Annotated in this window: 16 protein-coding genes; 13 read left to right on the plus strand and 3 right to left on the minus strand. The window is 71.5% G+C overall.

Going from position 1 to position 20,770, the window contains the following annotated elements:
* The first annotated feature begins 42 nt into the window (after positions 1-42).
* From ACF062_RS19405 to ACF062_RS19430, 6 genes are all read left to right on the plus strand, one after another.
* Positions 43-1,383 carry an ABC transporter substrate-binding protein gene (locus ACF062_RS19405; RefSeq protein WP_392139645.1) on the plus strand — a complete coding sequence of 447 codons (1,341 nt, stop codon included), beginning with the start codon at positions 43-45 and terminating at the stop codon, positions 1,381-1,383.
* A gap of 89 nt (positions 1,384-1,472) precedes the next feature.
* A complete protein-coding gene (locus ACF062_RS19410) occupies positions 1,473-3,527 on the plus strand; it encodes a beta-galactosidase (protein ID WP_392139647.1) in 2,055 nt (684 codons plus the stop codon).
* A 72-nt stretch (positions 3,528-3,599) separates the two neighbouring features.
* Entirely contained in the window at positions 3,600-5,633 is a 2,034-nt protein-coding gene (locus tag ACF062_RS19415; protein WP_392139649.1) for an RICIN domain-containing protein, read from the plus strand.
* Positions 5,634-5,744: 111 nt separating this feature from the next.
* Positions 5,745-6,560 (plus strand): PTS sugar transporter subunit IIA, encoded by an 816-nt coding sequence (locus tag ACF062_RS19420; protein WP_392139651.1) that lies wholly within the window; start codon positions 5,745-5,747, stop codon positions 6,558-6,560.
* A gap of 31 nt (positions 6,561-6,591) precedes the next feature.
* Positions 6,592-8,169 carry a PTS ascorbate transporter subunit IIC gene (locus ACF062_RS19425; RefSeq protein WP_392139652.1) on the plus strand — a complete coding sequence of 526 codons (1,578 nt, stop codon included), beginning with the start codon at positions 6,592-6,594 and terminating at the stop codon, positions 8,167-8,169.
* Positions 8,170-8,212: 43 nt separating this feature from the next.
* Positions 8,213-9,025, plus strand: a complete 813-nt coding sequence (locus tag ACF062_RS19430; protein WP_392139654.1) for an APH(3') family aminoglycoside O-phosphotransferase — start codon at positions 8,213-8,215, stop codon at positions 9,023-9,025.
* A gap of 7 nt (positions 9,026-9,032) precedes the next feature.
* On the opposite strand, the gene ACF062_RS19435 is transcribed toward ACF062_RS19430, so the two are convergent.
* Both ACF062_RS19435 and ACF062_RS19440 read right to left on the minus strand, forming a co-directional pair.
* Positions 9,033-9,923 carry an endo alpha-1,4 polygalactosaminidase gene (locus tag ACF062_RS19435; RefSeq protein WP_392140246.1) on the minus strand — a complete coding sequence of 297 codons (891 nt, stop codon included), beginning with the start codon at positions 9,921-9,923 and terminating at the stop codon, positions 9,033-9,035.
* A gap of 113 nt (positions 9,924-10,036) precedes the next feature.
* Positions 10,037-10,918: an SGNH/GDSL hydrolase family protein gene (locus ACF062_RS19440; RefSeq protein WP_392139656.1), complete on the minus strand. Its 882-nt coding sequence runs from the start codon at positions 10,916-10,918 to the stop codon at positions 10,037-10,039.
* A gap of 150 nt (positions 10,919-11,068) precedes the next feature.
* On the opposite strand from ACF062_RS19440, the gene ACF062_RS19445 reads away from it, so the two are divergent.
* From ACF062_RS19445 to ACF062_RS19455, 3 genes are read left to right on the plus strand one after another with little or no spacing between them, the layout of a single operon-like run.
* On the plus strand, positions 11,069-11,713 hold the full coding sequence (locus tag ACF062_RS19445; protein ID WP_392139658.1) for an HXXEE domain-containing protein: 645 nt from the start codon (positions 11,069-11,071) through the stop codon (positions 11,711-11,713).
* Between the two features lie 51 nt (positions 11,714-11,764).
* Positions 11,765-12,385 (plus strand): DJ-1/PfpI family protein, encoded by a 621-nt coding sequence (locus tag ACF062_RS19450; RefSeq protein WP_392139660.1) that lies wholly within the window; start codon positions 11,765-11,767, stop codon positions 12,383-12,385.
* Positions 12,386-12,432: 47 nt separating this feature from the next.
* Positions 12,433-13,428, plus strand: coding sequence for an ArsR/SmtB family transcription factor (locus ACF062_RS19455; protein WP_392139662.1), 996 nt, complete (start codon positions 12,433-12,435; stop codon positions 13,426-13,428).
* A gap of 72 nt (positions 13,429-13,500) precedes the next feature.
* On the opposite strand, the gene ACF062_RS19460 is transcribed toward ACF062_RS19455, so the two are convergent.
* Positions 13,501-14,130 carry a hypothetical protein gene (locus ACF062_RS19460; RefSeq protein WP_392139664.1) on the minus strand — a complete coding sequence of 210 codons (630 nt, stop codon included), beginning with the start codon at positions 14,128-14,130 and terminating at the stop codon, positions 13,501-13,503.
* Positions 14,131-14,341: 211 nt separating this feature from the next.
* Between ACF062_RS19460 and ACF062_RS19465 the strand changes: the two genes are divergently transcribed.
* The 4 genes from ACF062_RS19465 to ACF062_RS19480 are packed head-to-tail and all read left to right on the plus strand — an operon-like array spanning position 14,342 to position 20,766.
* Complete coding sequence (locus ACF062_RS19465) at positions 14,342-15,724, plus strand: ABC transporter substrate-binding protein (protein WP_392139665.1); 1,383 nt, start codon at positions 14,342-14,344, stop codon at positions 15,722-15,724.
* Positions 15,721-16,698 (plus strand): carbohydrate ABC transporter permease, encoded by a 978-nt coding sequence (locus ACF062_RS19470; RefSeq protein WP_392139667.1) that lies wholly within the window; start codon positions 15,721-15,723, stop codon positions 16,696-16,698. The genes ACF062_RS19465 and ACF062_RS19470 overlap by 4 nt, the downstream gene beginning before the upstream one ends.
* Before the next feature lie 36 nt (positions 16,699-16,734).
* Positions 16,735-17,547 carry a carbohydrate ABC transporter permease gene (locus ACF062_RS19475; protein ID WP_392139669.1) on the plus strand — a complete coding sequence of 271 codons (813 nt, stop codon included), beginning with the start codon at positions 16,735-16,737 and terminating at the stop codon, positions 17,545-17,547.
* A 33-nt stretch (positions 17,548-17,580) separates the two neighbouring features.
* Positions 17,581-20,766, plus strand: a complete 3,186-nt coding sequence (locus ACF062_RS19480) for an alpha-mannosidase (protein WP_392139671.1) — start codon at positions 17,581-17,583, stop codon at positions 20,764-20,766.
* The last annotated feature ends 4 nt before the right edge of the window (positions 20,767-20,770 follow it).

Consider the following 20,770-nt stretch of genomic DNA (forward strand, 5'->3'; position numbering starts at 1 on the left):
CCCCCTTTTCCCCAAGCACCCCCTAGAAGTGGAAGCATCGCCATGCCCAAGCGCTCCCGCCGCCTGCTGCGCGGCACAGGTCTCCTCTGCGCCCTCGTCCTCGGGGCGAGTGCCTGCGGCGGCTCCGACGACGACAACTCAAGCCAGAAGCCGGTGGGTTCGGCCGACCTACAGGCCGCCCTCGAGAAGGGCGGCACCGTCACGGTCTGGGCGTGGGAACCCACCCTCAAGCAGGTCGAGGCCGACTTCGAGAAGAAGTACCCGAAGGTCGACATCAAGCTGGTCAACGCGGGCACCAACAACGACCAGTACAAGGCCCTTCAGAACGCCATCTCCGCGAAGAAGGGCGTCCCCGACGTCGCCCAGATCGAGTACTACGCACTCGGCCAGTACGCCCTGACGAAGTCCGTCACCGACCTGACGCCCTTCGGCGCGGACAAGCTCGGCGACTCCTACTCGCCGGGCCCGTGGAACTCCGTGAAGTCCGGCGACGGCATCTACGGCCTGCCCATGGACTCCGGCCCCATGGCGCTCTTCTACAACAAGAAGGTCTTCGACAAGTACGAGATCGCCGTGCCGACGACGTGGGACGAGTACGTCGAAGCCGGCCGCGAGCTGCACGAGGCGAACCCCAAGGCGTACATCACCAGCGACGTCGGGGACGCGGGCCTGACCACCAGCCTCCTGTGGCAGGCCGGTTCGCGCCCGTACGAGGTCGACGGCACCAAGGTCGGCATCGACTTCACCGACGCCGGCGCCAGGAAGTACACCGACACGTGGCAGGAGCTCATCGACGAGAAGCTCGTCGCACCCGTCGTGGGCTGGAGCGACGACTGGTACAAGGGCCTCAGTGACGGCACCATCGCCACCCTGCCCATCGGCGCGTGGATGCCCGCCAACTTCGCCTCCGGGGTCAAGGGCGCCGCGGGCGACTGGCGCGTCGCGCCCCTGCCGCAGTGGACGAAGGGAGCCGGGGCGAGCGCCGAGAACGGCGGCAGCTCCCTGGCGCTGCCCGCGCTCGGCAAGAACAAGGAACTCGCCTACGCCTTCATCGAGTACGCCAACTCCGGCGACGGCGTACGGACCCGCATCAAGGGCGGCGCCTTCCCGGCGACCACCAAGGACCTCAAGTCCAAGGCGTTCCAGGACACGGAGTTCCCGTACTTCGGCGGCCAGAAGGCCAACAAGATCTTCGCCGAGTCCGCGGCGAACGTCCCCGCCGACTGGAAGTACCTGCCCTACCAGGTCTACGCCAACTCGATCTTCAACGACACCGTCGGCAAGGCCTATGTCTCCCGGACGCCCCTGGCCAAGGGCATCGAGTCCTGGCAGGAAGCCTCGGTCAAGTACGGCACCGAGCAGGGCTTCACGGTCGAGAAGTAGCCGACGGCAACTCCCCGCCCGGCCACCCCGCGGCCGGGCCACCCGTACCCCGCGCCGCCCGTGAGCGGCGGCGCACCGGAAGGACCACCATGACCTCCCCCCTCCCCGTCCGGCTCCCGGCAGGCCCGGACGGCACCCCGCGCCCCCGCCTCGCGTACGGCGCCGACTACAACCCCGAGCAGTGGCCGCGCGAGGTGTGGGAGGAGGACATCCGGCTCATGCGCGAGGCGGGCGTGAACCTCGTCTCCGTAGGGATCTTCTCCTGGGCCCGCCTCCAGCCCACCGCCGGTACCTGGGACTTCACCTGGCTTGACGAGGTCATGGACCTGCTCCACGAGGGCGGCATCGGCGTCGACCTGGCCACCGCCACGGCCTCCCCGCCGCCCTGGCTCACCACGGCGCACCCGGAGATCCTGCCGGTGACCGCCTCCGGCGAGACCCTGTGGCCGGGGGCGCGCCAGCACTGGCGGCCCACCTCGCCCGTCTTCCAGACGTACGCGCTGCGCCTGGTACGCGAGATCGCAGGGCGCTACGCCGGCCACCCGGCCCTCGTGGCCTGGCACATCTCCAACGAGCTGGGCTGCCACAACGTCTACGACCACTCCGACGACGCCGCCCGCGCCTTCCGCGACTGGCTGCGCGTGCGCTACACCACCCTCGACGCCCTCAACCACGCGTGGGGCACCGCCTTCTGGTCCCAGCACTACAGCGACTGGCAGCAGATCCTGCCGCCCCGCCTCGCCGCGTCGCACCCCAACCCCACGCAGCAGCTGGACTTCAAGAGGTTCTCCTCCGACGCGCTGAAGGAGTACCTGCGCGCCGAGCGGGACGTCCTGCGCGAGATCACCCCGGACACCCCCGTCACCACGAACTTCATGGTGATGGGCGGCATCAAGGGCATGAACTACGCCGACTGGGCGCACGAGGTCGACTTCGTCTCGAACGACCACTACGTGCGCCCCGGGCCCCAGGCGCGGGACGAGCTGTCCTTCTGCGCCAACCTCACCAGCGGCATCGCGGGCCACCGCCCGTGGTTCCTCATGGAGCACTCCACCAGCGCCGTCAACTGGCAGCCCGTCAACGTCCCCAAGCGACCCGGCGACCTGGCCCGCGACTCGCTGCTGCATGTCGCGCACGGAGCCGACGCCGTCTGCTTCTTCCAGTGGCGCCAGTCGGCGGCGGGCGCCGAGAAGTACCACTCGGCGATGGTCCCGCACGCCGGGGCGGACAGCAAGGTCTTCCGCGCGGTGACCGGCCTCGGGCGCACCCTTGAGGCGCTCGCGCCGGTCACGGGCGCCGCCAGGGAACCCGCGCGGGTCGCCGTCCTCTTCGACTGGGAGTCGTGGTGGACGAGCGAACAGGACTCCCACCCCACCTCGCTCCTCGACTATCACCAAGAGGCCCTCGACTGGTACTCCGCCCTCCTCGCCCTCGGCATCCGGGCCGACGTCGTCACCACGCGCTGTGACCTCGACACGTACGACCTGCTGATCGCGCCCGTGCTCCACGTGATCCCCGAAACGCTGGCCAAGGACCTGACGCGCTACGTCGAGAGCGGCGGCCACCTGGTCACCACGTACTTCTCCGGAGTCGTCGACGAGAACGACCACATCTGGCTCGGCGGCCACCCCGGCGCCCTGCGGGAGCTCCTCGGCATCCGCATCGAGGAGTTCGGGCCGCTGCCCGCCGACGACGGCGTCGAGCTGGACAACTCCACCACGGGCACGGTGTGGACCGACCGGATCACCGTCACCGGCCCCGAGGTGGAGATCCTCGCCCGGTACCGGACCGGCGCGTACACCGACCGCCCCGCCGTCACGCGCCGGACGGCGGGCCACGGCTCGGCCTCGTACGTCTCCACCCGCCTGGGCGCCGACGGCCTCACCGCGCTGCTGCCGCGACTCCTCGCCGCCGCCGGTGTCGACAGCGAACTGCCGCCGGCCGCGCGGGGCCGCGTCGAACTCGCCGTACGGCGCGGCGCCGACAGCCGCTATCTGTTCCTCGTCAACCGGACCGACCAGCCGGTGCCCGTGCCCGGGCTGACCGGCGAGCTCGTGATCGGGCCGAAGCGTGACGACAGCGGTGGAGGCGTCCTCGTCCTGCCGCCCAGGGGCGTCGCCGTGCTGCGACAGCCCGCCGACTGACCACGCCCCCGCCGCCCGACCTCTCTGTACAGCGCCACTCCGCAGCGACCGCACACGAGTTGGGAGCACACGTTGGCACGCCGTAACCGCACGCGACGCCTCATCCGGACCGTCGGTGTCACTGCACTCGCCACCGGGGCCGCCCTGGTCACCGTCCCGCAGCCGACGGCCGCGGCGGCCGCCGCCGTCACCGTCCGGCCCGACCCCTCCTACCAGCAGCAGAAGTTCCAGGGCTGGGGGACCAGCCTCGTCTGGTTCGCCAACGCCACGGGCGGCTACCCCGAGGAGATACGCCAGAAGCTGGCGAGCCTCCTCTTCGACGACGACGGCCTCGCCCTGAACATCGCCCGCTACAACATCGGCGGCGGCAACGCCCCGGACGTCAGGGACTACCTGCGCGCCGGGGGAGCGGTCGAGGGCTGGTGGAAGGCCCCGGAGGGCACCACCCGCGAGGACACCGACTGGTGGGACGCCGACGACCCGGCGCACTGGAAGCCCGGCGCCGACGCCGCCCAGCGCTGGTGGGTCGACCGGATCAAGAACGACATCGACCACTGGGAGACCTTCAGCAACTCCCCACCCTGGTTCATGACCAAGAGCGGATACGTCTCCGGTGGCTTCAACGCCGCGGACGACCAGCTCAAGACCGAATCGGTCGACGACTTCGCCGCCTACCTCACGGGCGCCACCGAGCGCCTGGAGAAGGCGCACGGCATCAAGGTCGACACCCTCGACCCGTTCAACGAGCCGAACACGACCTACTGGAGCACCCGCCTCGGCCCCGACGGCCAGCCGGTGGGCGGCCGCCAGGAGGGCGCCCACATCGGTCCCGAACTCCAGCAGAAGGTCATCCGTTCCCTCGCCCCCGTGCTGAAGGAGTCCGGGACGGACGCGAAGATCTCCGCGATGGACGAGACCAACCCGGGCATCTTCGCCCAGAACTGGAACACCTACCCCGACCAGGTCCGCTCCCTGGTCGCCCGGATGAACGTGCACACCTACGGCACCGGCGGCCGGACGACCGTACGCGACCTGGCGAAGGCGGCGGACAAACCGCTGTGGATGAGCGAGGTCGAAGGCGACTGGGGCGACGGCCAGGACTTCGACGACATGTCGCCCGGCCTCGGCCTCGCCCAGCACATGGTCGACGACCTGCGCGAACTGGAGCCCCGCGGCTGGGTCTTCTGGCAGCCCGTGGAGGACTACGACAACATGAAGCCCGGCGGGGAGTCCGCGAAGGGCGGCAACTGGGGCAGCATCCAGCTGCCGTTCAGCTGCACCGCCAAGGACACGCTCGCGACCTGCCCCATCCGTACGAACACGAAGTTCGACACGGCCCGCAACTTCACGCACTACATCAAGCCCGGCGACCGTCTCATCAAGGTCGACGACACCTCCAGCGCCGCCGCCGTCGCCAAGAACGGCAGGGGGGCCACCGTCGTCCACGTCAACCGCACCACCGCGGACCGCGCGGTCACCGTCGACCTGTCCAAGTTCGGCCGGGTCAGCCGCGGTGCCACGGTCACACCGGTGGTGACCAGCGCCGGGGGCAGACTCGAACGGCACGAGGCGGTCGAGGTCACCGACCGGAAGGCCACCTTCACCGTGCCCGCGGAGTCGGTGACCTCCTTCGTCGTCGACGGCGTCTCCGGCGTCGCCAAGGACGCGGCCCTGCCGCAGCAGGGCCACAGCTACCAGCTGACCGGTGTGCAGAGCGGCAAGGACCTCACCACCGCCGCCGACGGCACCGGCCTCGTCATCAAGGCCGCGAAGGAGGGTGACACCGCGCAGCGCTGGCAGCTGCGCCCGACCGGTGGCGACACCGGCAGCAGGCAGCGTTACGTCGTCACCTCCCAGGCGGACGGCAAGCGCCTGGCCGTCCGGGACGGCGCCCCCGTGCTGGAGCCCGACCGGGGCCACGCGCGTACATCCGCCCAGTGGCTGATGTCGACGACCGGTGACGGGACATGGACCCTCATCAACGCCGCCACCGGGCGCCTCCTCGAAGTCGGCGGGCAGGCCACGCACGACGGAGCCGCCGTGACGACCTGGACACCGAACTCCGGTGCCAACCAGCGCTGGCAGGTCGTCGACACCACGCGCTGAGCGGCACGCCCCACGGACCCGGCCGGGAGCGGCGACATCCACCCCGGCCGGGTCCCGGCATCCGCCGTCGATGTGACAGGCGGCCCGCGCACGTCGGCGAGAATCATGTGCATGGCAGCGCTGAACGAGATCCTCCCCGTGGAAGCCGTCCTCCTCGACGCCCCGGCGGCCGACTGGCGCGAAGCCGTCCGGCGCGCCGGTGACCTGATGGTCGCGACCGGCGCCGCCACGGACACGTACACGGCCGAGATGATCGAGAACGTCGAGCGGAACGGGCCGTACATCGTCATCGCCCCCGGCCTCGCCTTCGCCCACGCCCGGCCCTCGCCCGCGGTCCTCGGCACCGGCATGTCCTGGGTGCGGCTCGCCGAGCCCGTGGAGTTCGGGCACGAGAGCAACGACCCCGTCGAACTGGTCGTCGGCCTCGCCGCCGAGGACGCTCGCGAACACACCGCGGCGATGGGCGCGCTCGCCCGGCTGCTCGCGGACCCCGGCACCGCGCGTGTCCTGCGCGAGGCCCCCACGCCGCAGGCCGTGCACGCCCTTCTCGCGGCCGGAGAGCCGGCCGCGGCGCGCGGCGGCGGAGAGCCGCACAAGATCCTGACCGTGTGCGGCAACGGCGTCGGCACAAGTCTGTTCCTCAAACAGACCCTCGAAGGCGTCCTGGACCGCTGGGGGTGGAGCGCGTACGTCACCGTCGAGGCGACGGACACCATCTCGGCCAAGGGCAAGGCGAACGAGGCCGTCGCCATCCTCACCTCGCGGGAGATCGCCAGGACGCTCGGCGATGTCGGCATCCCGGTGAAGGTCGTGGAGGACTTCACCAGCCCGGCCGAGGCCGACCGCGTCCTTCGCGACACCTATGACGTCGGCGACACGTACGACGTCCGAGGCACCTACGACGTCCGCGACCCCTACGACGCCTGACGACGACCCGGGCAAGGAGAAAGAACCCACCATGGACTGGCTCGTGTCGATCGCCGAGTTCCTCGTCGACGAAATCCTCAGCCAACCCGCGTACCTCATCGGCCTCATCACCGCCGCCGGACTGATCGCGCTGAAGAAGTCCGCCGGGCAGATCGTCGGTGGTGCCATCAAGGCCACGCTCGGCTTCCTGCTGATCGGGGCGGGCGCCACCCTCGTCGTCGGCGCCCTGGCCCCGCTCGGCGAGATGATCCAGGGCGCCACCGGAGCGCACGGCGTGATCCCCACCAACGAGGCGATCGTCGGCATCGCCCAGGAGAAGTACGGCGCCCGCGTCGCCTGGCTCATGATCCTCGGCTTCGCGGTCAGCCTGCTCCTCGCCCGCTTCACACCTCTGCGCTACGTCTTCCTGACCGGCCACCACATGCTGTTCATGGCGACTCTGTTGACCATGGTGCTCGCCGGCTCGGGGCAGGCGTCGTGGGTCGTGGTCGTCGTGGGCGGCGTACTGCTCGGCATCCTCCTGGTGGCGCTGCCGGCCTTCGCGCACCCCTGGACGAAACGCGTCACCGGCAACGACAGCGTGGCGATCGGCCACTTCGGGACGGCCGGATACATCGCGGCGGGAGCGACGGGCCGGCTGGTGGGGCGCCGCAGCCGCTCCACCGAGGAGATGAACCTCCCCGAAGGGCTGCGGTTCCTGCGCGACTCGATGGTGGCGACCGCCCTGTCCATGGTGCTGATCCACCTCGTCATGTCGCTCGTCTTCCTCGGCAAAGTGGGCAAGGAGGCCGCGTTCAAGGCGTTCGGTGAGAACGGCGCGGCGGGCGCGAGCGGCGTCGGCGACTACGTCATGCAGTCCGTGATGCAGGGCCTTCAGTTCGGCATCGCCGTCGCCGTGATCCTCTTCGGCGTCCGCACCATCCTCGGTGAACTCGTGCCCGCCTTCCAGGGCATCGCGCGCAAGCTGGTGCCGGGGGCGGTGCCCTCGCTCGACGCGCCGATCGTCTTCCCCTACGCCCAGAACGCCGTCCTCGTCGGCTTCGTCTCCAGCTTCATCGGCGGCCTCGTCAGCCTCGGCCTGCTCGCCTGGATCCTCCACCCCGCGTTCGAAATCGCCCTCGTCCTGCCGGGCCTCGTCCCGCACTTCTTCACCGGCGGCGCGGCCGGCGTCTACGGCAACGCGACCGGCGGCCGCCGGGGCGCGGCCCTCGGCGCCTTCGTCAACGGCGTCCTCATCACCTTGCTGCCCGCGCTGCTCCTGAAGGTCCTCGGCGCCTTCGGCGAGGAGAACACCACGTTCGGCGACGCCGACTTCGGCTGGTTCGGCACGCTCATCGGGTACGCGGCCAAGGCGGGCGGGGCCGGTGGTGTCGTCCTGACGCTGCTGATCGGCGTCGCCGTCCTGCTCGGGGCGGTCGTCGTCCAGAAGCGGGTCGTGGAGACGGGCTGGGACCCGGGCGCCCACCGCGACGCCCTGCTCCCGCCCGTCGGGACCCCGGCCCCGGCCGCGGCGGGCGGGGACACGGCCGGCACCCCGGTGACGTACGGCAAGATCGCCCCGCCGCGCGGCGCGCCCAAACCGCCTCCGCCTCCGTCCCCGGGGCGCTAAAAATCAGTGGGGCTTCGACCGGACTGATGCCATGCTCCTGATCATGGACAGTGCCGGACACGATTTGCGCGCGCGGTACGCCGCGTATCGATGGACCCCCGCGGCGAGTGGCGCGTCGGGCGCCGAGGTGCACCGCCTCACCGACACGGGTGGTGCCGGGCCCGATCTGTACGTCAAGGTCGCCGCCGCCACGTACGGCCTCTCGGGCGAGGCCGACCGCCTCGCCTGGCTCGCCGGGCGGGGCATCCCGGTGCCCCGCATCGTCGAGCGGGGCACCGACGGGGACGTGGCGTGGCTGGTGACGGAGGCGGTGCCGGGCAGGCCGGCCGCCGAGCGGCTGCCCGAGGACAGGCGTCCCGCCGTGGCCGAGGCGCTCGCGGACATCACTGCCGCCCTGCATGAACTGCCCCTCGCCGACTGCCCGTTCGACCGGAGCCTCGCGGTGACGGCGGCGCAGGCCGTCCGCAACGTCCACGAAGGCCTCGTCGCGCTGGACGATCTCGACGAGGAGCGCGCGGGCTGGTCGGGTGAGCGCCTCCTGCAAGTGCTGCACCGCACCCGCCCCGCCTCGGAGGACCTGGTGGTCACCCACGGCGACCTCACCCCGGAGAACGTGCTGATCGACCCGGAGACCTGCCGCGTCACCGGAGTCATCGACGTGGTCCGCCTCGGCCGCGCGGACCGGCACGCCGATCTCGCCATCGTCCTGCGGGAGTTGGTGAGCGAGGACGACCCGTGGTTCGGCCCGGAGTGCGCGGAGCGCTTCGTGGAGCGGTACCTCCAGAGGGTCGCGGGGAAGGTCACCGTCGACGAGGACCGCCTGGCGTTCTACCGGCTCCTCGACGAATTCTTCTGACGGCCACTCAGCAGTGCCGGTACACGTACCCCGCCTCGCCCTTGGGCCGCACATCACGATCGCGCAAGGTCACCGACAGTTCCTTGCCCCAGGAGCGGCAGGCGGCGGTGAAGTCCTCCGTCTCGTACTCGATGTCGAAGACCCTCCCTTCGTACGCCTCTTCGAAGGCCCTGCACTCCTGGTAGCGGGCGCACTCCTCGGTCACGGCGAAGTCGAAGCCGATGGTGCGGCGGCGGTCCAGCAGGTCGGTGGTGTTCTTCTGGGCGATGGCCAAGCCCTCGTCGTGGGAGCGGCGGGCCAGGAGGCGGGCGAAGGACGCCGCGTCGTCGGCGGTGAGCAGGCCGTCGGAGCGTTCGTAGGAGTCGAGATTGTCCGGCTCCACCGCGTCGAAGCCGTCCCGCGCGCAGCCCTCGATCCACTCGCCGACGACTTCGGCCAGCGCGGAACGCTTGGCCTTGGTGGAGATGTCCAGCAGGGGCTCCTGCCAGTCCTCGTCGACGACCGTCCGCCCGTCCTCGCCGCGCAGCAGCAGCTCGGGGTGCTCGCGTTGCCACCAGCGCGCGGCCTCCTTGCCGGGCTGGGCCTGGAAGGCGTTGACGTAGCAGATGTTGTAGCGGTCGGGGGCGGGGTCGGCGGTGCGGTCGCGGGCGACGGCCCGTACCTTCGCGGGCGGCCGGTAGGGGCCGCCCAGCTGGTAGTCGAAGGCCGCGTCGGCGGGTGGCCGGCGGACGCCGTCGGCGGAACCGGAGGGGCGGCCCGCGGACGTGCCGGACCCGTCGCGGCCCGGGGCGTCGGACGAGCAGGCGGCGAGCGGGCCGAGGGCGGCGAGGAGCAGGACGCCGCCGACGCCCGCTCGTAGGGTCCGCCCGAAGCGGTTCTTGCTGGTGGGCCACTTGATTCCGGTCACATGACCAGGATCGCAGCCGCTCACCGCCGGCCCGCACGCGGGGAGCCCGGTATGGGCGGGTTCGCCGGGCTGGGCGGTGTGGCCGCCCGGCGTTCCCGTCGCCGTCAGGGCAGGTTGAGGACCTCGGCGGCCCGCGCGGCCATGCCGGCCTCTCCGGCGGCGTTCGGGTGCACGGGCACGAAGTTCGTGCCGAACAGCACGGGCTCGATCCACCGCTCGCCCGCCGGGCGGCAGGCGTCGTGGGCGTCGGAGGCGGCGGCCATGTCGACGAACGTGGTGCCGGTCTCGGACGCGGCGCGCTGCGCGGCTCCGTTCAAGTGGGCCTGGAGATCGCGGAGGTAGGGGACATCGCCTTCCGCGACGGGCATCTTGGCGAAGCAGCCGGGGACGGCCTTCGCCGGGGTGATCCACGGATAGCCGAGGATCGCGACTTCGGCCTTCGGCGATCTGGCCTTGATCTGGTTGAGGGAGGCCTTGATCGCCGGGTAGGTCTTGGACTCGATCTGGTCCTTGAAGGTGTTGCCGTACGTGTCCTTGCAGGGGGAGCCCTTGCCGCCGGAGAGGACGCCCGAGGTGCCGCAGGCGAGGATCGCGTTGATGAACGTGTTGTTGTCGTTGCCGCCGATGGTGAGCGTGACCAGTTCCGTGTCGCTCTTCAACGCGTCGAACTGCGGGGCGACGCCCGGGTATTGCGCCGTGGTGAAGTCCTTGGTCTGGGCTCCGCCGCAGGTCACGTCCGTCAGCTTGGCGCCGAGCGAGGCGGCGAGGAGGCGCGGGTAGTTCTTCGAGGTGCGGGCGCACAGAAGCGGCGCGCCCGGGTCGAGGGGCAGTACGCCCGACCCGGCGCTGTAGCTGTCGCCGAGCGCGACGTAGCGCAGAGGCTCCGAGGCGTCGGCGGCGGCCGGGCCCGCGCCGAGGCCGAGCGTGGCGACTCCGGTGACGGCGGCGAGAGCCGCGACGGTCCGATGCTGTGCGGGCATCCGCATGGACGTACTCCTCCGGGCGGGTGGGGGGCGGGGGCCCCAGGGTTCGGCAACGTAATGCACGACTTCCACGGCAACTACGTGTGGGGATGCGTGTCCTGGGGCGGCTTTTTGGCATCCGTGTGACAAGGGGGACTGGCAGACTGCCTGGCCATGAGCAGATGTGAAACGACTGTGGGCGGCAGCGGCAGCGGCAGCGGCAGTGGCAGTGGCAGCGGCAGTGGAGTCGGCGTCGGCGTCGGCGTGACGTTCGGACTGCTGGCCGCGTGGGCGCTGCACGACGCGGAGGAAGTGGCCTCGGTGCCGGGCTGGGCCCATGCCCGGGTGCCTGAACTGCGAGAACGGTTCCCGCGCGTACCGGAGCGCATATGGCGGCAGTTGGAGTCGGTCGACCGGCGGGAGTTCACGGCCGCGGTCGCCGGAATGGGCGTCGTGGTGGCCGCGGCCGCCGCCGACGGGCACCGCACCGGCGGCCGCTCCGCCTTCTACCAGGCCGCTCTCAACGGCTTCGGGATGCACGGCCTGGTGCACCTGGCGCAGGCCGCCGCCGTCCGCTCGTACACGCCGGGATCCGCCACCTCGCCGTTGGTGGTGATCCCCTTCACTCTCTGGGCCCGTGGCCGACTGCGGGACGCGGGCGTCCTGCGTCCCGCACGCCCCCGTGACGCCGTGCGAGGCCTCGCACTCGCCGCGGCGGCCACGGCCGGGACCCACATGCTGGCGCGACGGCTCGTGCGCGAGGGGCGGCCGGAGTCCGCGAATCCGGGCCCGCGTATCGGCGACGCCGCCCGGCCATGAAGCCCCGAGCAACCGGCCAGGTATGACCGGACGCTGGATATGCTGCCGCGCATGGACATAGTGATCCCGCTCTTCGACCGCTTCGAGCCGCTCGACGCGATCGGGCCGTACGAGATCCTCGGATACGTGCCGGACGCCACCGTGCGGTTCGTGGGCGCCGAACCCGGCCTGGTACGGGACGTGTTGGGCTCCCTGCCGGTGCACGTACCGACCGGGTACTCCGAGGTCGAACACTGCGACGTCCTGCTGATCCCGGGCGGGGGCAGCTTCCAGACCATGGTCGGCGACCCCCAATTCCTGGACTGGGTGCGCCGGATCCACGCCGGCACCCGCTTCACCACCTCCGTCTGCACCGGCTCCTTGGTGCTGGGCGCGGCCGGCCTCCTGGACGGACTGACCGCCACCACCCATTGGGACGCGGCCGCCGACCTGGAGGCGTACGGCGCCGTCTACACCCCCGAGCGGGTGGTCCGCCACGACCGGGTGATCACCTCGGCCGGAGTCTCCTCCGGCATCGACATGGCCATCCGGCTGGTCGCCCTGCTCACCGACGAGGTGACCGCCCAGGCCATCCAGCTCTACACCGAGTACGACCCGCAACCTCCCTTCGACACCGGCTCGGTGGCCAAGGCCCCGGCCGAGGTGCTGGAACGGGCCCGCGCCCTGGGCTAGCCAGGGCTCTGGTTCGGCTGAGAACCCTGGCCACAAGGGGGAAACGAATGCTCCGCATCCACTTCACCGATGCCGACCTGAACCGGACACGTATCGCGGCCGCCCCCGACCCTCTCTGGGAGATCTGCACGAGCCTGCACCGTTTCCAGTCCCGCCAAGGGCGTTGGGCCTACGCGGACTGGTACCGCACCTCCCGGACCCGACTGCACGCCACCGGGTTCAACCGCACCCTGCGTACCCTCTTGCTGCCACTGGTCCCGCGCGCCACGTACTTCCCCGACTTCCTCACCCCTCCCGAGAGCGTCGACGGGCTCGATGCCGGGCTGGAAGCCATCCTGAGCACGCCGCGACGCCGGGTCCTGCACGAGATCAGCATCCTCGACCGCACCAGCGGCGCCCCCGCCTGGGCGCACCGCCTCGCCGAGCCGGACACACGCCGGGAACTGGTCCAAGCCCTGCGCGACTACCACGACACCATCATCGCCCCGTACGGCGACCGCATCCGAGCCCGCATCGAAGCCGAGCGGTCCGCGCGTGCCCGCGCCGTACTCGGCCATGGAACCGAAGGCGTTCTCCAGGGCCTGGGGCCGGGCCTCCAATGGCGGCGCCCGGTCCTGCACACCGTCTATCCCGAGGACCGTGACCTGCACCTCGACGGCCGCGGACTGCTCCTGGTCCCGTCCTACTTCTGCTGGGGGAACCCGGTGTCCTTCAGCGACACGACGCTGGACCCCGTCCTGCTCTACGCACTCAACCACGAGCCCCACCGCACGGCGCTCCCGGCGGACCTGGGATCCGGCGCGCCCCTGGCGTCCCTGCTCGGCCGCACCCGCGCCGCCGTCCTGCGCGCCGTCGCCGCGGGAGCCACCACCGGCGAACTCGCCCGCGCCGCAGGGGTATCGGCGCCTTCGGCCAGCCAGCACGTCACGGCCCTGCGGGACGCCGGCCTGGTCGTCAGCCACCGATACGCGTCATCCGTGCTGCACACCCTGACACCGCTCGGAGCCGCACTCCTGCGGGCCAACACGCCGACGCCCCGATGACCCCTGTCGGATCCAGGAGCCTGGAGCAAGGGTTCATCACCTATGCGGCACGTCGGCGATGGCGGCCGGGGGCTAGATCCGTGGTGCGCCCGGGCTGGATCCCTGGTGCGCCTCGGCCAGACCATTCGGCCTCCGGAGAGCCGCCAGTAGCCGCTTGCGATGGCGTCTGCGCCGGACGGCGGTGACGACGACGATGGCGGCGCAGACGCCGATCCCGAGGACGGGCAGAGCGACGGCCGGGATCAGCCGGCCCGCGAGCGAGACCAGGCCTCCGGGGTCCCCGACGGCGTACCGGGAGAGGGCCGGCGACGAGCAGGTGACCGCGTGGTCGCCTGCCCGCTGCACGTCGATGGCGTAGAGCAGATGCCATGTTTCGTCACGGGTGAGGAACACGTCGGTGCCCGGATCGGTGAGGCCCGGGTCGCCCGGCCCGGTGATGTCGCACTCCGGGCCGGGCGACCGGCCCGGGTACTTGACCCAGATCGACTTCTCGTCCTCCGGCTCCAGCCGCAGGGTGACGGTGTCGCCGTTGGCGAACTGCCGGCCGGTGTCCACCGCGTCGATCGCGTCGTTGATCCGGTATACGGCGAGGGCCACGCCCAGCGCGATCAGCACGACGGCGCTCGCGACCGCTGTGACATACCAGTGACGGCCGGGCCGGAGTTCGTTCGCCGGTATCCGCGGCGGCGGGAGGAGCTGCATCGACACACCTTAGACCGCCCGGACCACCCGTACTGCCCGGTCAGCGCGCTGCTGGGCGCAGTGGACCGGAGCCCGGACGCCGCACATCAGGGAGTCGGCCGAACGAGCGGCTTCTCGAACCATTGACATCCCATGCGCCCGCCAGGAAGCTCCATGACGTCCGTGTTAACGCTAACAAGGGGCGAGTCACGCACACCTGAGGGGGCCAGCCATGTCAGGTCGTCGTCACCCGGGGCCGAGAACACCGGACGAGCCGAGCGCGCCGAGCGGACAGCGCGTGCCGAGCGCACACCGCGCGCCGGCCGTGCCGCCCGTAAGCCCTGACCGCCGCACCGTCCTCCTCACCGCCGCGACCGCCGTCACGACCGGCGTCCTCGCCGCCGCTTGCGGCACCGCCGAGGGCCGGCCCCCGGGCGAGGTCGCCGTCCTCGGCGACAGCCCGGCGTGGGAGAAGCCGATGGCCGCCGCCGGCGCGGCCATGAGAACGGTGGCGACGCTGCGCATGGTCCCCGAGGTCAACCCGTCCCTGGAGTCGTTCGAGCAGGTCGTGAAGTCCTCGCTGCGGACCAGCAGGACACCGGACATGCTCAAGTACTGGTCCGGCTACCGCCTGCGGGACCTCGCCCGCACCGGCGGCATCGAGGATCTGACCCGGCAGTGGGACCGCGCCGTCGCCAAAGGCTGGGTCGACGCCTCCCTGCGCGAGGCGTTCACCTACCGGCGGCGCGTCTACGGCCTGCCGATGAACCTCGCGTACTGGGTGTTCTTCTACAACCCCCAGGTCTTCCGCGAGCACCGGCTGAAGTCCCCCGAGACCTGGGGCGCCTTCCTCGCCGCCTGTACGCGACTGAAGAAAGGCGGCGTCACCCCGCTGCACGGCACGGCCGACGGCCGCTGGCCCTCGTTCATCTGGTTCCAGGAGATCCTCAGCCGCCAGGACCCCGTCTTCTACGACGACTTGATGAACGGCCGCGAGCGGTACACCGACCCCCGCGCCGAACGCGCCCTGCGCACCATCGCGTCCTTCTTCGACAAGGACTGGTTCACGCCCATGGACATGAACCACCCCGACGCGGCCGCCGCCATGCTGCACGGCGAGGTCGGCATGGTGCCCTGCGGCACCTGGCTCGGCTCCACGCTCGCGGGGGCGGGCGGCGAGCCGGGGAAGAACCTCGGCGCCTTCGTGCTTCCGATGGCCGATCCGAAGGCCCGGCCCGCCGTCATCTTCGAGTCCAGCGCCCTTGTCGCCACCGTCAAGGGACCCGACCGTACGGAGGCGCTGCAAGCCACCCGCAGCTGGTTGCACCCCGCCGTCATGAAGGCCTTCTCGCACACACTCCAGGACGGTTGCCCCAACCCGCGGGTGGCGGCCGCCAACCCCGTCATCGGCTCCCTCGCCGCGAAGGTGCGCGGCGACAAGCTGTGGCTGCTCAACCGCTTCTGGGAGCAGGGCCCGCCCGAACTCGTCGAGGCGACCGTCGACGACCTCGCCGGCTTCCTCCTGAACCCCTCCTCGGCCCGGGAGACGCTGCGCACCATGCAGGGCCGCGCCGACGAGGCGTGGCGCGTGTGGCGGGAGGCGGAGAAGACATGACCGGGACCGCCACCTCCGCCGGGCACGGGGCCGTGAAGCCGGTGCGCGTACGCCGCCGGGTGCCCGTGCGCACCCCGCACCAGGCCGCGAAGGCGGGCGGCGGCAGGCTGGGCGGCCCCCTGGCCGCCCTGCCCTGGGCGCTGCCCGCCTTCGCCCTCGTCGGCGTCCTGCTGGTCTATCCCTTCCTCCGCAGCGTCTACGGCAGCTTCTTCGAGGACAACGGCTTCACCAGCCGCTTCACGGGCCTGGACAACTACGCGCGCCTCACCGACGACCCGATCTTCGGCAGGTCGCTGCTCAACACCCTCCTGTGGGTGGCCGGTACGCTGCTCCTGCCCGTCCTCGCCGGACTGCTCATCGCCGTCGCCACCCATCGGATGCGCTTCGGCGGCATCGTGCAGCTGATCATCGTGCTGCCGTACGCGATCTCGGCCACGGCCACCGCCGTCCTGTGGAACTCCATGCTGACCTCGGACGGCGCCGTCAACCAGGTGCTGCGCGGCATCGGCCTCGACGGCTGGGCGCAGACCTGGCTCCTGGAATGGCCGCAGAACACCCTCTCGATGATCGTCGCCAGTACGTGGCAGGCGACCGGCCTGAACGTCGTCCTCTTCGCCATCGGCCTGCGCGCCATCCCGCGCGAGACCGTCGAGGCGGCCGCGCTGGACGGGGCGGGCGGCTGGCGGATGTTCCGGCACATCACGCTGCCCCAGCTGCGCGCCGTGACCGTCGTCGTGGTGGGCATGGCGATCGTGAACAGCCTCAAGGCGTTCGACATGATCTGGATCCTCACCAAGGGCGGCCCGTCCCGCTCCTCGGAGACCCTCGCCCTGAGCATGTACCGGGAGGCGTTCCGGCTCTTCCACGTGGGCTACGGCTCGGCGATCGCGCTCGTCCTCTCGGTGATCGTCGTCGCCTCGTCCTGGATGTATCTGCGCCGCCAGATGCCCGACACCGACACCGCCAAGGGCTGAGAGCCGAGAGCCGAGAGCTGAGAGGGGAGAAGCGTGATGGGACGCGTGGTGCGCAACATCCTCGTCACCGGCTGCGTGGTGCTCTGGCTGGCCCCGCTGTACCTGCTGGTCGTCAACGCCCTGACACCGGCCGCCGAATACGCCGGCAGGCCCGAGTGGACCGTCCAGGGCTTCGCCCTGTGGGAGAACCTCAGGACCGCCTGGGACGTGGCCGGCATCGGCGACAGCTTCCAGGCCTCGCTGCTCTACTCGGTGGTCTGCGGCGTCGCAGCGGTCCTGGTGGCGGCCATGGCGGCCTTCGCCGTCGTCGTGCTGCCGATCCCGAGGCCCGCGTTCTGGTTCTGGCTGATCTACTCCGGCACCCTCTTCCCCCTCCAGATCTTCCTCGCCCCGCTCTTCGGCCTCTACGCGGACGCCGGCCTGTACGACACGAGGATCGGCCTGATGCTCGTGTACACGGCCTGGGCGGTGCCCTTCGCCTTCTTCCTCGTCCGCAACCAAATGACCACGATGCCACCGGAGTTGACGGAAGCTGCCCTGCTCGACGGCGCCTCCTTCCGGCAGATCTTCTGGCGCGTCCACGTCCCCCTCATGAGGGCGGGCCTCGGCGCGGCCTTCCTCTTCCAGTTCACGGCCGTCTGGAACGACCTGCTGCTCGGCATCACCCTCAGCCGCAGCCCCGAGGTCCAGCCGGTCATGGCGGCCCTGGCAACCCTCAGCAACGCCTACGCCTCCACCGGCCCGCCCGTCATCCTGGCTGGCGCGCTCATCGTGTCGGCGCCGACCCTCGCCCTCTTCCTGGTGTTCCGCGGCCTGTTCCTGCGCGGCGTCACCGCAACCGCCCGCTGACCCGACCACACCCAGCCCCCGGGAGTGATCCGCATGACGACACGGGCCCTGGTCCGCACCACCGACTGGGACGACGACCGGATACGCGACAGCCTGCGCTCCGGCGTGGTGAGCGCCGAGGGAACCCTGGCGGACGGCACCACGTTGAAGCTCACCGAGGAGCCCCTGCTGCGCCACGCCGCCGACGGCACCCTCCTCCAGTCGCTGCGCGTCGAGCCCGGCAACGGCACGTCGGTGCCAGGTGAGTTGTGCGTACGGACGGAATCGGGCGCCGCGCTGTACGTCGAGCGGGTCACCGGACCGGGCCGCTCCGTGCGGCTCCTGGTGCCCGCCGTCGACGCGGCGACCCGCGTCACCGTCGCCCTCCCGCACGGGCGAGACAGGCGAGAGGGGCGGAACGGCATCGACGTACGCCTGACCCCGCAGCGCCGCTGGACCCTGCACCTCGTCCACCACTCCCACCTCGACATCGGCTACACCGACCCGCAGGGCGCGGTCCTGGCCGAGCACCTGTCCTTCCTCGACTCCTGCCTGGAGCTGACCCGCGCCACCGACGACTGGCCCGACCGGTCACGGTTCCGGTGGTGCGTCGAGTCGCTGTGGTCCTTCCGGCAGTGGGCGAAGGCCCGCCCCGCCGAGCAGGTGGCGGAGTTCGTCCGCAGGGTCCGCGAGGGACGCATCGAACTGACCGCGATGCCGTTCAACCTGCACACCGAGACATGCTCCACGGACGAGCTGCACGAACTCCTGCGCCTCGCCCACGACATACGCGACGAGCACGGCGTCGACATCACCTCCGCCATGCAGACCGACGTGCCGGGCGCCGTCGTCGGACTCGTCGACGCACTCGCCGCGGCAGGCGTCAAGTACCTTTCCGTGGCCCACAATTGGGCCGGGCGGTCCGTGCCCCACCTCGTCGGCGGCGAGAAGCTGCCCCGCCTCTTCCGCTGGCGCGCGCCCAGCGGCAACAGCGTCCTGGTGTGGGTCACCGACACCCCGCACGGCCTCGCCTACATGGAAGGCCCCCTGCTCGGCTTCGACACGAGCTACGCCGACGTCGACGACCTGCTGCCCGCCTACCTGACCTCCCTCGCCACCCACCCCTACCCCTACCGCGGCGGCATCTTCGGCTGGGCCATGGACCACACCGAGGTCAAGCGTGAACCGTACCCCTGGGACATCCTCCACCTGCGCGTCCAGGGCAAGTTCGGCGACAACGCGCCGCCCCGCCGCATCATCGCCGACACCGTCCGCCGCTGGAACGACACCTGGGCCCACCCCCGGCTGCGGCTCTCCCGCAACGAGGACTTCTTCACCGACGCCGAGGCGCGGCTCGGCGACGAGATCCGCACCTTCGAGGGCGACTGGACCGACTGGTGGGTCGACGGGGTCGGGTCGGGCGCGCACCCGCTCTCCCTGGCCAGGACCGCCCAGTCCGTGGTCGCCGACGCCCAGACCACCGGCACGCTCGCCGCCCTCCTCGGCGCCACGGGGGCCGAGGACGACAGCGCGGACGCCGCCGGGGTCTATGAGGCGGTGTCGCTCTTCGACGAGCACACCTGGGGCGCCGGCGACCCGTGGACCCACGGCGACGAGGGCGGCCACTCGGGCGAACAGCAGTGGCACTGGAAGTACGGCCAGGCGCTGCGCGCCCACGACGACGGCAACGCCCTCCTCGCGCGCGCGAGCGCCCGCCTCGGACAGCGGCTCACCGCCCCGCCGGAGGCCACCGCCTCGTACCACGTCGTCAACACCTGCTCCTGGCCGCGCACCGACGTCGTCCGCGTCTTCCTGCCGGAGAGCACCGTGCCGCTCCCGTGCCCGGTGACCGTGCGCGACGCCCGCGACGGACGGCTCCTCGCCCACGAGGAGCGGCCGCAGACCAACGACGACCACCGCGACGCCGGACGCTTCCTGCTCGTCCGTGTCGACGACGTGCCGCCCGTCGGCTCGGTACGCCTGGACGTCAACGCCACGCCGGGCCGCACCGGGCGGGACGCGGACGGCGCGCCGGTGAAGGCCGCCACCGGCTGGAACCCGACCGGCGGCACCGAGCGCGAGGACCCGGCCGTAACCGCCGCCGAGGCGCTCGCCCACCCCGCCCCGATCCTCCTGGAGAACGAGCACCTCGCCGTCCGCGTCGACCTCGCGCGCGCCTGCGTCGCCTCGGTCGTCGACAAGGCGACCGGCCGCGAACTCGTCCGCCGGGACGCCGTCGTGGGCTTCAACGCCTACCTCCACGACAGCTACACCACGGCCGGGGCGTTCAACCACAACTCCAGCCGTACGACCGCCTCGGACCGGCTCGAACACCTCGGCGTCCGCGCGGTCGCCCCGCCCGCCGCGCTGATCGCCCGCCGCTCCACCGCCACCGGCGAGTCCCTCACGTACGAGACCCGCCCGGCGGGCGCCAATCGGCTGCGCACCACGCTCACCCTGCCGCACGGCGTGCCGCGCCTCGACATCGAGAACCGTCTCGACAAGGACGCCACGCTCGGCAAGGAGAGTGCCTACTTCGCCTTCCCGTTCGCCTTCGACGCTCCCGCCGTCCGCATGGAGGCCTCCGGTGGTGTCACGGGCAGCGGCCTGCCGGTGGTGCCGGGCTCCGCCCTGCACATGCGGGCGGTCCGGCGCTGGGTGACGCTCCACGAGGACGCTCTCGCGGTGGCCTGGTCCACGCAGGACGCGCCGCTCGTGCAGTTCGGCAACATCGCCCTGCCATACGCGCCGTTCCCCAAGACCATGGACCACGACGAGCCCGCCACGGTCTACTCCTGGATCCACAACAACCTCTGGGACACCAACTTCCCGAGCGCCCAGGGCTTCGCCTTCACCTTCCGCTACAGCCTGGCCTGCGGCTCCACCCCCGACGGCCTCGGTCCGCACACGGCCGCCGCCTGGAGCCGCCCCCTGCGCGCCGTCCGAGCCAGGGGGGTCTCGGACGGCGCGCCCTCCCACCACGCCTTCGCCGCCGTCGGCGATCCGCGGGTCCGCCTCGTCGGCGCCACCACGCCCCGGCCGGGCCACGTCCTGCTGCGGCTCCAGTCGTTCGCCGAGGATCCGCTGTCCTGCCCGGTCCGAGCCCACTTCCCGGTCGCCGCCGCGCACCACGCGGACTATTTCGGCACGGCGGGCGTCCAACTGCCTTCGGCAGATGGCCTGGTGAGCGTCGAGCTGCCCGCCCTCGGGACGGCCGCCGTGCTCTTCGTACGTCCCTGAGACT

The sequence above is a fragment of the Streptomyces sp. NPDC015345 genome (assembly GCF_043078805.1).
Lineage (GTDB): Bacteria > Actinomycetota > Actinomycetes > Streptomycetales > Streptomycetaceae > Streptomyces.

What these genes read in the sequence shown, in the direction of transcription:
- ACF062_RS19405 (WP_392139645.1), top strand. Translation starts at nt 43, where the DNA reads ATGCCCAAGCGCTCCCGCCGCCTGCTGCGCGGCACAGGTCTCCTCTGC.
- ACF062_RS19410 (WP_392139647.1), top strand. Translation starts at nt 1,473, where the DNA reads ATGACCTCCCCCCTCCCCGTCCGGCTCCCGGCAGGCCCGGACGGCACC.
- ACF062_RS19420 (WP_392139651.1), top strand. Translation starts at nt 5,745, where the DNA reads ATGGCAGCGCTGAACGAGATCCTCCCCGTGGAAGCCGTCCTCCTCGAC.
- ACF062_RS19425 (WP_392139652.1), top strand. Translation starts at nt 6,592, where the DNA reads ATGGACTGGCTCGTGTCGATCGCCGAGTTCCTCGTCGACGAAATCCTC.
- ACF062_RS19430 (WP_392139654.1), top strand. Translation starts at nt 8,213, where the DNA reads ATGGACAGTGCCGGACACGATTTGCGCGCGCGGTACGCCGCGTATCGA.
- ACF062_RS19440 (WP_392139656.1), bottom strand. Translation starts at nt 10,918, where the DNA reads ATGCGGATGCCCGCACAGCATCGGACCGTCGCGGCTCTCGCCGCCGTC.
- ACF062_RS19445 (WP_392139658.1), top strand. Translation starts at nt 11,069, where the DNA reads ATGAGCAGATGTGAAACGACTGTGGGCGGCAGCGGCAGCGGCAGCGGC.
- ACF062_RS19450 (WP_392139660.1), top strand. Translation starts at nt 11,765, where the DNA reads ATGGACATAGTGATCCCGCTCTTCGACCGCTTCGAGCCGCTCGACGCG.
- ACF062_RS19455 (WP_392139662.1), top strand. Translation starts at nt 12,433, where the DNA reads ATGCTCCGCATCCACTTCACCGATGCCGACCTGAACCGGACACGTATC.
- ACF062_RS19460 (WP_392139664.1), bottom strand. Translation starts at nt 14,130, where the DNA reads ATGCAGCTCCTCCCGCCGCCGCGGATACCGGCGAACGAACTCCGGCCC.
- ACF062_RS19465 (WP_392139665.1), top strand. Translation starts at nt 14,342, where the DNA reads ATGTCAGGTCGTCGTCACCCGGGGCCGAGAACACCGGACGAGCCGAGC.
- ACF062_RS19470 (WP_392139667.1), top strand. Translation starts at nt 15,721, where the DNA reads ATGACCGGGACCGCCACCTCCGCCGGGCACGGGGCCGTGAAGCCGGTG.
- ACF062_RS19475 (WP_392139669.1), top strand. Translation starts at nt 16,735, where the DNA reads ATGGGACGCGTGGTGCGCAACATCCTCGTCACCGGCTGCGTGGTGCTC.
- ACF062_RS19480 (WP_392139671.1), top strand. Translation starts at nt 17,581, where the DNA reads ATGACGACACGGGCCCTGGTCCGCACCACCGACTGGGACGACGACCGG.